Here is a 14,063-nt window from a genome sequence, read left to right on the forward strand (position 1 = left end):
GGCATAGTTGAGAACTGTTCAATTTCGTTTAACGAAGAGATGAGTGTGTCACCTCTTGGGGTGTGCAAAATGGGATCTCGCATCCAGATGAGTGGAATCGGCTCACGTTTAAGGCAAGAGAGAGAGCGACTTGGCCTGTCGCAAAAAGCGTTTGGTGAAATCGGCGGTGTAGAGGCTAACGCCCAAGGCAAATACGAAAGCGGCGGACGTGCACCCAAGGCCGACTACCTGTCGCGTGTGGCCGAGAGAGGCGTGGATATCCTGTACGTGTTGACCGGGACCGCCACGCCGATTCAACTGGAACATCTGAGCCAGCTTGAAGAAAAAGTGCTGGTTGATTACCGGGCGATGTTCAAGGAAGACCAGGATGCAATCCGCCGCCTGACATCGACCTTGGCCGAGCATTCCCTTTCTCTCGGTGGAAAAATCAAGCCTGGGCCGCAGAATTCCTGACCTTTTACCCAGCAAATCCGGCCGTGCAAGGCCTGATGGACGCGTGCCGGGCGCTCAATCTCCACATATATGACGCTTGCGGCTAGGTCTGCACCCAGGTTTTTGCTAAGGTGTTCAGCAACCTATAAGACCATATCGCGAGGTGTCTGCTTGATTAGGGTGCTAGTAGTCGATGACCATGATCTCGTTCGTACAGGCATTACACGAATGCTGGCTGACATCGACGGCCTGCAAGTAGTCGGCCAGGCCGAGTCGGGGGAGGAGTCTCTGATCAAGGCCCGGGAATTGAAACCCGATGTGGTGTTGATGGACGTCAAGATGCCGGGTATCGGCGGCCTTGGCGCTACGACCAAATTATTGCGCAGCCATCCCGATATCAAGGTTGTGGTGGTGACGGTGTGCGAGGAAGACCCGTTTCCAACGCGTCTTCTGCAGGCGGGGGCCGCGGGTTACCTGACCAAAGGCGCCGGCCTGGCGGAAATGGTGCAAGCCATTCGCCTGGTATTTGCCGGCCAGCGCTACATCAGCCCGCAGATTGCCCAGCAGTTGGCCATCAAATCCTTCCAGCCCACCAGCGAATCGCCGTTTGATGCGCTGTCGGAGCGGGAAATCCAGATTGCCTTGATGATCGTCGGGTGCCAGAAGGTGCAGTCGATCTCCGACAAGCTGTGCCTGTCACCCAAAACCGTCAACACCTACCGCTATCGCATCTTCGAGAAACTCGCCATCAGCAGTGATGTTGAATTGACCCTGCTCGCGGTACGCCACGGCATGGTGGACGCCAGCGCCTGACATGACCACACCGTTCGATCCAAGTGCCTTCCTCTCGACGTGCAGCGGCCGCCCCGGCGTGTACCGTATGTTCGACAGCGAGGCGCGGCTGCTCTACGTGGGCAAGGCCAAGAACCTGAAAAACCGTCTGGCGAGCTATTTTCGCAAGACCGGTCTCGCGCCGAAAACCGCTGCCCTGGTGGCGCGCATCGCCCAAGTCGAAACCACCATCACCGCCAATGAAACGGAAGCGCTGCTGCTTGAGCAAACGCTGATCAAGGAATGGCGGCCACCGTATAACATCCTGCTGCGTGACGATAAGTCTTACCCTTACGTATTTCTGTCGGATGGCGACTTCCCCCGACTGAGCATTCACCGTGGCGCGAAGAAGCAGAAGGGCAAGTATTTCGGGCCTTACCCCAGTGCCGGTGCCATTCGCGAGAGCTTGAGCCTGCTGCAGAAAACGTTTTTTGTGCGCCAGTGTGAAGACAGTTTCTACAAGAACCGTACGCGGCCGTGCCTGCAGTACCAGATCAAGCGCTGCAAGGCACCCTGTGTGGGCCTGGTGGAGCCGGCAGAGTACGCCGAGGATGTGCGTCACTCGGTGATGTTCCTCGAGGGGCGCAGCAATGCGCTGACCGATGAACTGTCCGGGGCCATGGAGCAGGCGGCCAGTACTCTGGATTTCGAGAAGGCCGCCGAACTGCGCGACCAGATTTCACTGCTGCGCCGCGTCCAGGACCAGCAAAGCATGGAAGGCGGCACTGGCGACGTCGACGTGATCGCCGCGTTCGTCAACCCCGGTGGCGCCTGTGTGCACCTGATCAGCGTGCGTGGCGGGCGGGTACTGGGCAGCAAGAATTTTTTCCCGCAGACCGGTATCGATGAAGACGTTTCCGAGGTGATGGCCGCGTTTCTCGGCCAATACTATGTGAGCAGCCCTGAGCGCGACCTGCCGTCCGAGCTTATCGTCAATGTGGTCCACGAAGATTTCCCGACCTTGATCGAGGCGATCCACGAACTGCGCGGCCGTGAACTGGACATCAGCCACCGCGTTCGTGGTACCCGCGCCCGCTGGCAGCAGCTTGCCGTGACCAACGCCGAACAGGCCCTGGGCGCGCGCCTGGCCAATCGACAGCACGTTGCCGCGCGCTTTGAAGCCTTGGCCGAGGTCCTCAACCTGGACGAGCCGCCCCAGCGCCTGGAATGCTACGACATCAGCCACTCCAGCGGCGAAGCTACCGTGGCCTCCTGTGTGGTGTTCGGCCCTGAAGGCCCGATCAAGGCCGACTACCGGCGTTATAACATCGAAGGCGTCACCGCTGGCGATGACTACGCCGCCATGCATCAGGCTCTCACAAGGCGCTTCAGCAAGCTGAAGGACGGGGAGGGTAAATTGCCCGATATCCTGTTGGTGGACGGCGGCAAGGGCCAGTTATCCATGGCCCGCGACGTGCTCAACGAACTGGCCGTGCCCGACCTGATCCTGCTGGGCGTAGCCAAGGGCGCCACGCGCAAGGCCGGTTTCGAGACGTTGTACTTGAATGATGCCGCCCATGAGTTCACCTTGAAGGGCGACTCGCCGGCCCTGCACCTGATCCAGCAGATTCGCGACGAAGCTCACCGCTTCGCCATTACCGGCCACCGTGCACGACGCGGCAAGACCCGCCGAACCTCAACCCTGGAAGGGGTGGCGGGGGTCGGGCCGACGCGGCGTCGCGACTTGCTTAAACATTTTGGTGGCTTGCAGGAGCTCTCCCGTGCCAGCATTGACGAAATAGCCAAAGCACCCGGTATCAGTAAAAAGCTCGCTGAATTGATTTATGCCAATCTGCACAGCGAATAGAATGCCTTCTCACCTCGTAGCCAGTTGTGCCGATGAATATCCCTAATCTGATCACCGTTCTACGCGTTCTGCTTATCCCGATTTTTATCCTGCTGTTCTATTTGCCGTATGAATGGAGCTACGTGGCGTCCAGTTCGGTATTCGCCTTCGCCGCCGCCACCGACTGGCTCGACGGCTACCTGGCGCGCCGCCTGGAGCAAAGCACCCCGTTCGGCGCGTTCCTCGACCCGGTGGCCGACAAACTCATGGTCGCCGTGGCCCTGGTGCTGCTGGTGCAGGAGCACGGCAACCTGTGGTTGACTTTGCCGGCCGCCGTGATCATCGGTCGCGAGATCGTCGTCTCGGCCCTGCGCGAATGGATGGCCGAAATCGGCGCCCGCGCCCACGTCGCCGTGTCGAACATGGGCAAATGGAAAACCGCCGCGCAGATGCTCGCGCTGGTCATCCTGCTGGCCAACCCGTCGGACTTCTCGTTCTGGGTGCTCACCGGCTACGCCTTGCTGCTCATCGCCGCGGGCCTGACGCTGTGGTCCATGCTGCAATATCTGCGCGCCGCCTGGCCTCACCTTCGCACCACCGTTGAAAAGAAATAAAACTTTTTTGAATCAAGGGGTTGACGGGTGCTGAGGATTCTATAGAATGCGCATCACCAAGCGGGAATAGCTCAGTTGGTAGAGCACGACCTTGCCAAGGTCGGGGTCGCGAGTTCGAGTCTCGTTTCCCGCTCCAAGCATTAAAGAAAAAGCCACTCAATCGAGTGGCTTTTTTTTGCTTGCGATTTACGGAATAGACGCTTCGGCGTCTTTTTTCGTTAAAAGCGTATTTGACAGTTGGGTCGAGCATCGCTCTTTGAGTCTCAAAGTAGGGCGTCAAAGCACCCTGTCTCAAATTCGCCGCTCTGATATCTTAGAGGTATAACGCGCATCGAGCAGCGTGGCGCACTCACTACTGCCGAGAAGTGCCGTACCTGGTTCAATCAGTTGTTCCGTTTCGCCATGGTGAAACTGCCCGGCCTGGAGCAAAAACCGCCACGGATCTTGATGCAGTGGCGCTGCCCAAGCTGTCGGCGCAGATAATCCGTACTGCATTTGCAGGAGGGTGCCGAATCAATCCGACGCGGTCTTCAAAAATAACGATCTAAGTTAATGACTAAAGGATTTTTTTTTTATTCCTAAAAGAAATATATCTTCAGCTCTCAAGATCGTTTTTTATAATTGAGGGAATCACCATGCGGCGTCTCACGGCTATGGCAATAGCGATCGCGATCAGCGGTTCAGCATGGGCGAAGACCCCGGCGGATACATTGGTCGTCGCGCGCTCGATCGACGACATCGCCAGCCTTGACCCTGCTGAAAGTTTTGAAATTACGGCGACCAACACCCTGGCTAACCTCTACCAGCGCTTGCTGGAACCTGATCGTCAAGACCCTTCGGTCCTGGTCCCTGCGTTAGCTAAAAGCTGGACGGCAGCCAGCGACGACAAGAGCCTGATCTTTGAATTACGTGGTGACGCAACCTTTGCGTCGGGCAATGCGGTACGCCCGGAGGACGTGATTTATTCCTTCAAGCGTGTGGTGAAACTGAACAAGACGCCGGCCTTTATCCTGGGTGAGCTGGGTTGGACGGCGGACAATATTGACGGCCTCCTTACCAAGGTGGACGACCACCACGTGAAAATCGCTTGGCCCGCTGGGGTCGGTAGTGCCTTTGCCTTGAGCATCCTGTCAGCGACCCCGGTGGGGTTTATCGTGGATGGGGTAGAAGTCGAGAAACATGCTCAAGGCGCCGACCTGGGCAATACCTGGCTGAAAAATCATTCTGCCGGCACGGGGGCTTATACCTTGCGCTCATATACAGCGCATGAGGCGGTGGTCTTGCAGGCTAATCCGCATGCCGCCGTAGCCCCCAAGCTGAAGACCGTGGTGATCAAGAACGTCACCGATCCCGCGACCCGCCGTCTGCTGGTTGTGCAAGGTGACGCCGATCTCGCGTACGACTTGGGCGCAGATCAATTCAGCGCGCTGGAGCAGCAGAAGGGCGTGAGCGTGCAGCGCTTCCCGTCGTCGATGATCTACTATCTGGGCATCAACAGCGGTAACACTCAAGTACCCGTGTTGAAGAACCCCGCGTTCTGGGAAGCTGCCCGTTGGCTGGTGGATTACCAGAGCATTTCCAGGGATTTGTTGAAAAGCCAGTACAGCGTGCACCAGGCCTTTCTGCCTTCAGGCGTAGCCGGTTCGCTCAGTGATACACCGTTCAAGCTGGACGTAAACAAAGCCAAGAGCATCCTGAAAAATGCAGGTATTGCTGAAGGTACCAAGGTTGAGCTGAGTGTGTTCAATCAGCCGCCGTACACCGACATTGCCCAGGCGCTGCAATCGAGCTTTGCCAAAGCCGGTATCGACATTGCGGTGCGGCCGCTGGTGGAAAGCGAGTTGTGGGCAAAAATGCGCAGCCGTGACTATCAACTGATCTTCACTTACTGGGGTATGGATTACCTCGACCCCAACTCCAACGCCAGTACCTTTACGTACAACGTCGCCAACGGCCCGAAAACCCTGGCTTGGCGCACTCAATGGGATATTCCGCAGTTGAGCCAGGATACGCGTGCCGCCGCCGCTGAGCGCGATCCGCAAAAACGCAGCGCCTTGTACGACCAACTGCAAAAAGCCGTACAAGACAGCTCGCCGTTTGTGGTGGCGCTGCAAGGCCGCAACCAGGTGGCGGTGCATGAAGGGGTTGAGGGCGTGCTGCAGAACATCACGGTTTCGCTGCCGTATTTTGATCAGGTGAGCAAGACCAAGTGAGGGAAGTGGCTTCCCGCCGAGTACGCGTGGCCGGTACAGGATTGTTGAGCTTGCTGGTCACGCTGGTTGGCCTGTTGTTCTTCACGTTCTTGCTGACCACCTTGTCACCGGTAGACCCGGCTTTACGCCTTGCCGGGGATCGCGCCAGTGATTCGATGCTGGCCCAGGTGCGTACCGACCTGGGGCTCGATCAGCCTTGGCCGGTGCGCTTTGGCAGCTACCTCTCTCAGCTGGCCCAAGGCGACTTGGGCGTTTCCACCACCTCCAGCCAACCGGTGCTGGGTGATTTGAAGCGTGCACTGCCCGCGACCTTGGAACTGGCTACCCTGGCGATTGTGCTGGGTGCCAGCCTGGGTTTGTCATTGGGCCTGCTGGCCGCATGGCGACCAGGTGGCTGGGTCGACGCCCTGGTGCGGTTGTTTTCGCTGATTGGTTATTCGGTGCCGGTATTCTGGCTAGGCCTGCTGATGCTATTGCTGTTTTACGCCACCTTGCAATGGGCCGCCGGGCCGGGCCGCCTGGACGATGGATTCATGTACAGCATCGAGTTGTCCAGCGGCTGGATGCTCTGGGATACCTGGCGTTCGGGTGAACCAGGGGCGCTGGCAAATGCATTTTCGCACTTGGTATTGCCGGTGTTGGTACTGGGTTTTTACGCCATGGCCGGTATTTGCCGGCTCACGCGCTCCGCACTGCTCGGTGAAATGGGCAAGGAGTATGTGATTACCGCCCTGGCCAAAGGCGCCGGGCGCGGTCGGGTGTTATTGCGTCACGTGCTGCCCAATGTCGCAAGTACGCTGGTGGTCGTGATTGCACTGGCTTACGCCAGTTTGCTCGAAGGCTCAATTCTCACTGAAACCGTCTTCGCTTGGCCAGGTATCGGCCGTTACCTGACCACCGCGTTGTTTGCCGGCGATGTACCGGCGATCCTCGGCAGTACCTTGGTGATTGGCCTGTGTTTCGTCATCGTCAATGGTGTCGCTGACGTGCTGGCTGGCCTTATCGATCCGCGCACCCGGGAGTTGCTATGAGTGTTTCCATCGCCTTCGACAGCGTCCTGGCCCCGCGCTGGTGGCGACGTTCGCCGGCATTTGCCCTGGGCGTATCGCTTATCGTGCTGCTGGTGCTGGTGGCCTTGTTCGCACCGCTACTGAGCGGTTTTGACCCCAACCATCAGAATATCCAAGAGCGCCTGCTGCCCCCCTCGGCCCACCATTGGTTGGGCACCGACGGCTTTGGCCGTGACCTTTTCACGCGGTTGCTCTACGGCACCCGTCCCACCTTATTGCTGGTCTCACTGGTGTTGCTGCTGACCCTGCCCATCGGCGTTCTGGTGGGCGTGACAGCGGGGTTCTACGGGGGTTGGCTGGAACGCATCCTGATGCGCATCACCGATGTGGTTATGGCGTTTCCGCAACTGGTGCTGGCCTTGGCGTATGTCGCCATTCTTGGCCCCGGCCTGCTCAATGGTGCGTTGGCGCTATCCCTCACGGCCTGGCCGTCGTTCGCCCGCCAGGCCAGGGCCGAGACCAGTGTGCTGCGCGATAGCGACTACCTCGCCGCCGCTCACCTGCAAGGTATTCGCGGCGTGCGCTTGTTGGTCGGGCATGTGTTGCCGTTGTGCCTGCCCTCAGTGATTGTGCGTGTGGCCTTGAACTTGGGCGGCATCATTCTGGCGGCCGCCGGGTTGGGTTTTCTCGGGCTGGGCGTGGAGCCTCCGACAGCCGAGTGGGGTTCGATGGTTGCCGACGGCAGCCGAGTGATCTTTGATCAATGGTGGGTTGCTGCCGCACCGGGTATTGCCATTCTGCTGACGAGTCTGTCTTTCAATCTGCTGGGCGACGGCCTGCGCGACGTTCTGGATCCCCGTCATGGTGCATGAAGAAACGCTGTTAGATGTGCGTGACTTGCGTATCGGGTTTCCCGATTCTGGTGCCGGGCTGATTGAAGTCGTCAAGGGCATCGACTTTACCGTCGGGACTGAAAAGGTCGCGCTGGTGGGGGAGTCCGGCTCAGGCAAATCGCTCACTGCGCGTGCGCTGCTCGGGTTGGTCCCACGCCCAGGCCGCGTCACGGCTGGGCACTTGCGCCTGGGAGGCATGGATTTGCTCGGGCTGGGCCAAAAACAGTGGCAGGCCCTGCGCGGCACGGCGCTGTCGCTGGTATTGCAGGACCCAAAATATTCCCTGAACCCGGTGCTCAAGGTGGGCGCTCAGGTGGAAGAAGTGCTGATATTGCACACTCGCCTCAGTCGGCATGAGCGCCGTGAAAAAGTCCTCGAGATGCTCGACGCGGTCGGCTTGCCAAACCCCACCGACTTTTATAACCGTTACCCTCACGAACTCTCCGGTGGCATGGGACAGCGTGTCATGTTAGCGGCGATGCTGATCAACGATCCGCGCTTATTGATTGCCGACGAGCCGACCTCGGCCTTGGACAGCAGCCTGCGCGACCAAATGCTTGAGTTGATCATGGCATTGGTGGAAACGCGCGGCATGGGCTTACTGTTGATCAGCCATGATTTGCCACTGGTTGCCCGCTATTGCGACCGAGCCCTGGTGATGTACCGCGGCAATATTGTCGACCAGTGCCGTGCCGATCAGTTGGCCAGTGCTAGCCATCCGTATACGAGTACCTTGTGGACTTGCCAGCCATCGGCGCTCAGCTATGGGCGGCTGTTGCCAACCCTGGACCGAAGCCGGCTGGAGGCGCTGCAATGAGCATCGTCGATATCGGTTCGTTGACCGTGGGTTTCAAGCGCGGTTTGAGTCACATCACTGCGCTACACGTTGAGCAGATAAAGGTCGAGCCCGGTGAGTGCTTTGGTTTGATCGGCGGCTCTGGCTCTGGCAAGTCGACCTTGTTGCGGGTGTTGGCGGGGTTGCAGCAAGATTGGCAGGGTAGCGTGCAATTGTTCGAACAACCACTGACGGCCCGGCGAGCCTTCACCGGCACGCTACGCCGGGATGTGCAAATGGTGTTCCAGGACCCTTACGCGTCTTTGCATCCCCTGCATCGGATTCGCCGTAGCTTGCGTGAGCCGCGTCAGGTCAATGGGTTGCCATTCGATGATGCGAGTCTTGTCGCCTCACTCGACCAAGTGGGTTTGCCCGGCGGCGTGCTGGAGCGTTTTCCGCACCAGTTATCCGGTGGCCAACGCCAACGCATCGCGATTGTGCGTGCGCTGCAACTACGCCCCAGATTGCTATTGCTTGACGAACCGACCTCGGCCTTGGATATGACAGTCCAGGCCGAAATACTCAACCTTCTTCAAGCGCTGCGTCGGGATACCGGAACCACCATGATCCTGGTCAGCCACGACATGAATACAGTTGCTCACCTGTGCGACAGGGCGTTGCTGATCAAGCAGGGACATATCGAGCAACGACTTGAACGGAATGAGCTTTGTGCATTGGCGCAATATTGAGGGTCGTTCAATAGTTCGACCTCAGTCAGGAAGTGTGGTGACAATCCATACGTTTTCTGGCACCACTCGACAGGGTGCTTAACAGCATCGCGCAGTTACTGGTGTATTTCTGTGACTGACATTGTGAAGATCAGCTTGGACCTGCCTGCATTGGCGTAAGAGTGCGGAACATCTGTTTTTGCCACTGCCGAACTGCCCGCAGGGATGACCAACTCTGTTTCTCCTACCACACATTTCAGCGTGCCTTTTTCCACATGAAACAGTTCAAGCGTGCCCTGAGGATGCCCCTGTGAGGCAAAGGATTCACCTGGGTACATTTCCCAACGCCACAGCTCGATCATATTAGGGCCCGACGTTCCAGCCAGAAGGCGCGCAGATCCTCCCAGATCTCCGGTCCAGAGCGTGGGGATGTCTTGACTGTCGATGATATGAGCGGATGGGGCTTCGGTCACATTGACGATGTCTGCAACGGACAGGCCCAGCGCGGCGGCGATTTTGCAAAGGATGCCGATACTGGGGTTCGCGGTACATTTCTCTATTTCGACGACCATCCCTTTGCTCACTCCGGCGCGGCGGGAAAGCTCATCCAGGGTTATCTTCTGTGTTTTGCGCGCCAGTTTGAGCGTGCGCGCAACGGCCAGGCTGACAGCTTGAGCATCAGCGCCAGGGGTAATCGACAGGCTGGTATTCGTGGTCATTGATGAAGGTCATGAAAAAATGTAGTGGGATTCTTGGCCTTTAGCAATCGCCCAGTCAATCAGTACACAGGTTATAGTAGATGTTAGTGGTCATTATATTGACCTTTTTAGTCGTCGATGACTAGCATGAAACGACATTTAGGTTGCTGGAGGTTTTGATGCTGTCCGTACTGCCATTGATCGATCAATCCGTTGCCGAGTTGGCCCCGGAGTTCAGGGCTCTGAGCATCGTGGTGGAGGCTGCGCCGCTGATCCATCCTGAGGTCGCCCAGGCCGCGCTGGAGCGTGCTTGCAAGGCCGTGCAGGAAGGTGGACCAAGCTGGGGCGAAGCCCATCTGGCCGCATGGGCTGAGACATTCCGAAAATTTGGCGCCAAGCCGCAGCGCACGCCTTGTTCGGCCGAGGCGTTACGTAAACGGGTTTTACGTGACGGCAGCTTGCCGAGCCTGGATCCCATCGTCGATCTCTACAACGCAATCAGCATTGAGTACGCCATCCCGGTAGGCGGGGAAAACATTGAAGCCTATGTGGGCTCCCCACGGCTGATAGTCGCCGATGGAACCGAGCCTTTTGACACCATGAAAGAGGGGACTCCTGCGTTCGAGTATCCGGATGCCGGCGAGGTTGTGTGGCGCGATGACAAGGGCGTGACCTGCCGTCGCTGGAATTGGCGGCAAGGTGTCCGGACCCGTCTCGGTGCTGACGCGAAGCGCATGTGGTTCATTCTGGAAAGTCTGCCGGCGATGCCGCTTGAAGCCTTGACGGAGGCAGGGGACAAACTGATCGAAGGGTTGCAGCAAATGATGCCGGGCGTCCAGATCGAAAGCTCACTGATTGGTCCTGGGGCCAAATAGTCTACAGGCCACTGTAAGGAGTGATGACGATGTTTACCGGCCTTAGTGCATTCCCTCTGACGCCTATGGCGCTGCGTAGCGACCTAGCAAACAGCCAGTTCGACCTGCCAAGCGCCCACGGTCGGATCAAGTTCTCGATCTGGTTGTTGTCGATGGCGCCGCTTGAGCCTATAGCAGCGATGCTGGTCGCTTATCGTGGCGCGGCTTAACAAATTACTTAGTTTTTATAGCCGCTCAGCTTCTCTATCAGAGCTCCAGCAGTTGCTAGTTGTTTCCTTTCTTTATCCGAAAGGCAGGCTTGCATCGCGTTGCCAAGCCATTCATCACGAAGATCTCGGCTTGCCTGCAATGCCAATCTGCCTTTTTCGGACAGCCCTATCCATGTGCGACGAAGATCGCTGGTGTCTTGAGTACGGGTAATCAACTCTCGAGCTTCAAGATCGCGCAGCAAGGTGGCCAAGTTCGACGATCGCATGTTTTCTGCTTCTGCAATTATCGAAGGCGTCGCCGCCCCGTCCAATTGGTCAATTGCACTTAAAACCAACATATGCGACCACGTTTCAGGGTGATTTTGGGCTTCCTGACGCAGACGCTTGCTTAGACGGGTCACCTGCTCACGAAACAACGAAATATTCATGCGGTTATACCTATGATAATAAAGCTATTAAAGTATAGCTATATTGAACCAGTAATGATATTTACTTTGAGCTTCGCCGGAGAAATCACGAAGGAGATTAAGATGCCTGCTAACGATCCTAGATTCGAGAGGATTCTTCTCACAAATGACGACGGTATTGACGCTCCAGGGCTCAAGGTTCTGGAGCGCATTGCGTCTCAAATGGCACGAGAGGTTTGGGTTGTCGCACCGTTGCTGGATCAAAGCGGCACTTCTCAGTCGCTTAGCCTGCACAATCCATTGCGGCTGAGCTTTCACGGTGCCAGACGCTTTGCAGTTAGCGGGACTCCAGGGGATTGTGTGGCAATGGCGTTAGGACACCTGCTCAATCACGACAGACCTGACCTTATTTTGTCAGGCGTGAATAGAGGCGCGAACCTTGGGGTCGAAACAGTCTTTTCGGGCACGGTTGGCGCCGCCATGATGGGGTTGCTGTTTGGGATTCCATCCATCGCGTTGAGTCAGTCGTTTACCGACAGGTGTGCTGTTCCCTGGGAAAACGCGCTCAATAAAGCGCCGCAAGTCATCGCTCAGCTCATGGAACTGGAGTGGCCCAAGGATGTTTGCCTTAACATCAACTTTCCCAGCTGCGCCTTGGACACCGTGCTTCCATTGAAGCTGACACGCCAAGGATCTGGGCGTTTGAGCGGTATATCTGTACGTACAGAAAATGATCCTCGTGGTTTTCAGTATCACTGGCTGAGCTTAGATAGACACACACATGACGATGCAGCAGGCACTGAAACGGCCGAGCTTCTTGCTGGCCACATTACCGCGACACCGCTGCAATTTGAGCGGACTTATAACAAAGCTTTCTTATCACATGGACAACAGTCGAAGACGGCCGATGCATGATCAGATCGCCTTCGACTGAAGTTCAGTCATTCGAATGCAGATTACCGTTTTGAACCTTTTTTCGTCCGTTTCAACCCTGCCTCAGGGCCCGGCAACCCGTTATCTTGATGCTGGCTGATGATCCCGAGGAGTGTTGAATGAAACCCCCACAAGAGTTCGAATCCCGCGCGCACGACAACGTGCTTTCATATGAGGCTCAGATTTCCCGCGTCGCATTCGAAAACGCCCGCACGGCCTTGCGTGCTCATTCACAGCTGTCGATCCATGCGCGTTTGGCCGAGTTGTCCACGCTCAAGCACACTATCCTGGCCCACCGCTCAATGATCATCGCGCGGGTCATGCAGGAGGTTGGCAAATGTCGAACAGATGCATTGGTCGCGGAAATCCTAGGCACCCTCGATTGGCTTAACTGGCTGGAAGATAATGCCGAGCAACTGCTGAAACCTGAAAAGGTCAAAACGCCGATTACGTTGTTGGGCAAGCAGTCATTGTTGCTGCATGAACCCCTGGGGGTGGTACTGATCATCTGCCCCTGGAATTATCCCTTCCATAACGCGATCACCGGCATTGCCGCAGCGATCGCAACGGGAAATGCGGTGGTCTATAAACCCTCCGAGCACGCGCCCTGCGAAGGTCTGATCGAACAGGTGCTGGCATGTTCTCCCATACTCCAGGCTCTGGTCCAAGTGGTGTACGGCAACGGCAGCCTGGGCTCGGCATTGATCGAGCAACAGCCGGCGAAGATTTTCTTTACCGGCAGTGGCCCCACCGGCAGCAAGATCATGGCCCAGGCCAGTCGTGGGTTGATCCCCGTTGAGCTGGAGCTGGGCGGTAAAGATCCGATGATTGTGTTTGCCGACGCGCCAATAGCGCGTTCGGTGGCGGGCGCGTTGTGGGGCGGTTTCACCAATGCCGGGCAATCCTGCAGTGGTGTCGAGCGTTTATTGGTAGAGCACAGCGTGCTGGATCGTTTCGTCGACAGTCTGGTCAAAGCGGCGGATAAGCTCATCGTCCGCTGTGGCGATAACGGCGACGCCGACGTCGGGCGCATGACCGTCGGTTTTCAGCGCGACAAGGTCATCGAACATGTTCAAGACGCCCTGGATCGTGGTGCCCGCCTGCGATTCGGTGTCATACCCGATGCGAACTCCCTGACAGTACGGCCCATCATTCTGGACCGTGTCACGCCGGATATGCGGGTCTGGAACGAGGAAACGTTCGGGCCGGTATTGCCGATCATGGCCTTTACCAGCGAAGCCCACGCCATCGAGCTGGCCAACGACACCCATTACGGCCTGTGTGCCAGTGTGTTCAGCGCGGATGCGCAGCGCGCGCTGCGGGTGGCCGGCGCACTTGAGGTTGGCGGCGTTTCGATCAACAACGTCAACATGAGCGAAGGCAACCCAGGCCTGCCGTTCGGTGGGGCGAAGAAAAGTGGCTTCGGCAAATTACGTGGGCCGGAAGGGTTGCTGGGGTTCACTCGCAGTAAAGCCATACTGATCGACAAGGCCGGGAGCAAGATCGAAGCCAACTGGTACCCCTACACACCGCGCAAATTCCAACTGTTCGAGCGTTTCATCCAGGCGTTGTATGGGCCGCGCCGTTTACGCCTGTTGGCAATCGCTTGGCATGGCCTCCGGCTTGAAGCCTTCAGTCAGAAGCCGCGTGACTGACTGC

Annotated in this window: 14 protein-coding genes, 1 tRNA gene and 2 pseudogenes; 14 read left to right on the forward strand and 3 right to left on the reverse strand. The window is 57.5% G+C overall.

What is annotated here, in order from left to right; translation table 11 throughout:
* Positions 1–87 precede the first annotated feature (87 nt).
* From C4J94_RS10110 to C4J94_RS10160, 11 genes and pseudogenes are all read left to right on the forward strand, one after another.
* Complete coding sequence (locus C4J94_RS10110) at positions 88–453, forward strand: helix-turn-helix domain-containing protein (protein WP_124386012.1); 366 nt, start codon at positions 88–90, stop codon at positions 451–453.
* Between the two features lie 150 nt (positions 454–603).
* Positions 604–1,245 carry a UvrY/SirA/GacA family response regulator transcription factor gene (gene uvrY, locus C4J94_RS10115; protein WP_124386013.1) on the forward strand — a complete coding sequence of 214 codons (642 nt, stop codon included), beginning with the start codon at positions 604–606 and terminating at the stop codon, positions 1,243–1,245.
* Between the two features lies 1 nt (position 1,246).
* On the forward strand, positions 1,247–3,070 hold the full coding sequence (gene uvrC, locus C4J94_RS10120) for an excinuclease ABC subunit UvrC (protein ID WP_124386014.1): 1,824 nt from the start codon (positions 1,247–1,249) through the stop codon (positions 3,068–3,070).
* A gap of 32 nt (positions 3,071–3,102) precedes the next feature.
* Positions 3,103–3,663, forward strand: coding sequence for a CDP-diacylglycerol--glycerol-3-phosphate 3-phosphatidyltransferase (gene pgsA / locus C4J94_RS10125; RefSeq protein ID WP_034119069.1), 561 nt, complete (start codon positions 3,103–3,105; stop codon positions 3,661–3,663).
* A 60-nt stretch (positions 3,664–3,723) separates the two neighbouring features.
* A tRNA-Gly gene (locus C4J94_RS10130) sits at positions 3,724–3,799 on the forward strand.
* 84 nt (positions 3,800–3,883) lie between these two features.
* Positions 3,884–4,127, forward strand: a pseudogene (locus tag C4J94_RS27820) (integrase); the annotation flags it as partial.
* A 171-nt stretch (positions 4,128–4,298) separates the two neighbouring features.
* Complete coding sequence (locus tag C4J94_RS10140) at positions 4,299–5,876, forward strand: ABC transporter substrate-binding protein (protein WP_124386015.1); 1,578 nt, start codon at positions 4,299–4,301, stop codon at positions 5,874–5,876.
* A gap of 5 nt (positions 5,877–5,881) precedes the next feature.
* On the forward strand, positions 5,882–6,907 hold the full coding sequence (locus C4J94_RS10145) for an ABC transporter permease (RefSeq protein WP_256657672.1): 1,026 nt from the start codon (positions 5,882–5,884) through the stop codon (positions 6,905–6,907).
* Entirely contained in the window at positions 6,904–7,758 is an 855-nt protein-coding gene (locus C4J94_RS10150; RefSeq protein ID WP_124386016.1) for an ABC transporter permease, read from the forward strand. The genes C4J94_RS10145 and C4J94_RS10150 overlap by 4 nt, the downstream gene beginning before the upstream one ends.
* On the forward strand, positions 7,748–8,596 hold the full coding sequence (locus C4J94_RS10155; protein ID WP_124386017.1) for an ABC transporter ATP-binding protein: 849 nt from the start codon (positions 7,748–7,750) through the stop codon (positions 8,594–8,596). The genes C4J94_RS10150 and C4J94_RS10155 overlap by 11 nt, the downstream gene beginning before the upstream one ends.
* Complete coding sequence (locus tag C4J94_RS10160) at positions 8,593–9,303, forward strand: ABC transporter ATP-binding protein (protein ID WP_124386018.1); 711 nt, start codon at positions 8,593–8,595, stop codon at positions 9,301–9,303. The genes C4J94_RS10155 and C4J94_RS10160 overlap by 4 nt, the downstream gene beginning before the upstream one ends.
* A gap of 95 nt (positions 9,304–9,398) precedes the next feature.
* On the opposite strand, the gene C4J94_RS10165 is transcribed toward C4J94_RS10160, so the two are convergent.
* A complete protein-coding gene (locus C4J94_RS10165) occupies positions 9,399–10,001 on the reverse strand; it encodes an XRE family transcriptional regulator (RefSeq protein ID WP_124386019.1) in 603 nt (200 codons plus the stop codon).
* 158 nt (positions 10,002–10,159) lie between these two features.
* Here C4J94_RS10165 and C4J94_RS10170 point away from each other — a divergent pair, with 158 nt between their 5' ends.
* Positions 10,160–10,855, forward strand: coding sequence for a B3/4 domain-containing protein (locus C4J94_RS10170; RefSeq protein ID WP_124386020.1), 696 nt, complete (start codon positions 10,160–10,162; stop codon positions 10,853–10,855).
* Between the two features lie 70 nt (positions 10,856–10,925).
* On the opposite strand, the pseudogene C4J94_RS10175 reads toward C4J94_RS10170, so the two are convergent.
* Positions 10,926–11,009 (reverse strand): annotated as a pseudogene (locus C4J94_RS10175) (transposase); the annotation flags it as partial.
* A 63-nt stretch (positions 11,010–11,072) separates the two neighbouring features.
* Positions 11,073–11,492 (reverse strand): MarR family winged helix-turn-helix transcriptional regulator, encoded by a 420-nt coding sequence (locus tag C4J94_RS10180; protein WP_124386021.1) that lies wholly within the window; start codon positions 11,490–11,492, stop codon positions 11,073–11,075.
* Between the two features lie 102 nt (positions 11,493–11,594).
* On the opposite strand from C4J94_RS10180, the gene surE reads away from it, so the two are divergent.
* Both surE and C4J94_RS10190 read left to right on the forward strand, forming a co-directional pair.
* Complete coding sequence (gene surE, locus C4J94_RS10185; protein WP_124386022.1) at positions 11,595–12,386, forward strand: 5'/3'-nucleotidase SurE; 792 nt, start codon at positions 11,595–11,597, stop codon at positions 12,384–12,386.
* 137 nt (positions 12,387–12,523) lie between these two features.
* Positions 12,524–14,059, forward strand: a complete 1,536-nt coding sequence (locus tag C4J94_RS10190; protein ID WP_124386023.1) for an aldehyde dehydrogenase family protein — start codon at positions 12,524–12,526, stop codon at positions 14,057–14,059.
* Positions 14,060–14,063 lie beyond the last annotated feature (4 nt).

The organism is Pseudomonas sp. R5-89-07 (genome assembly GCF_003851685.1).
GTDB lineage: Bacteria > Pseudomonadota > Gammaproteobacteria > Pseudomonadales > Pseudomonadaceae > Aquipseudomonas.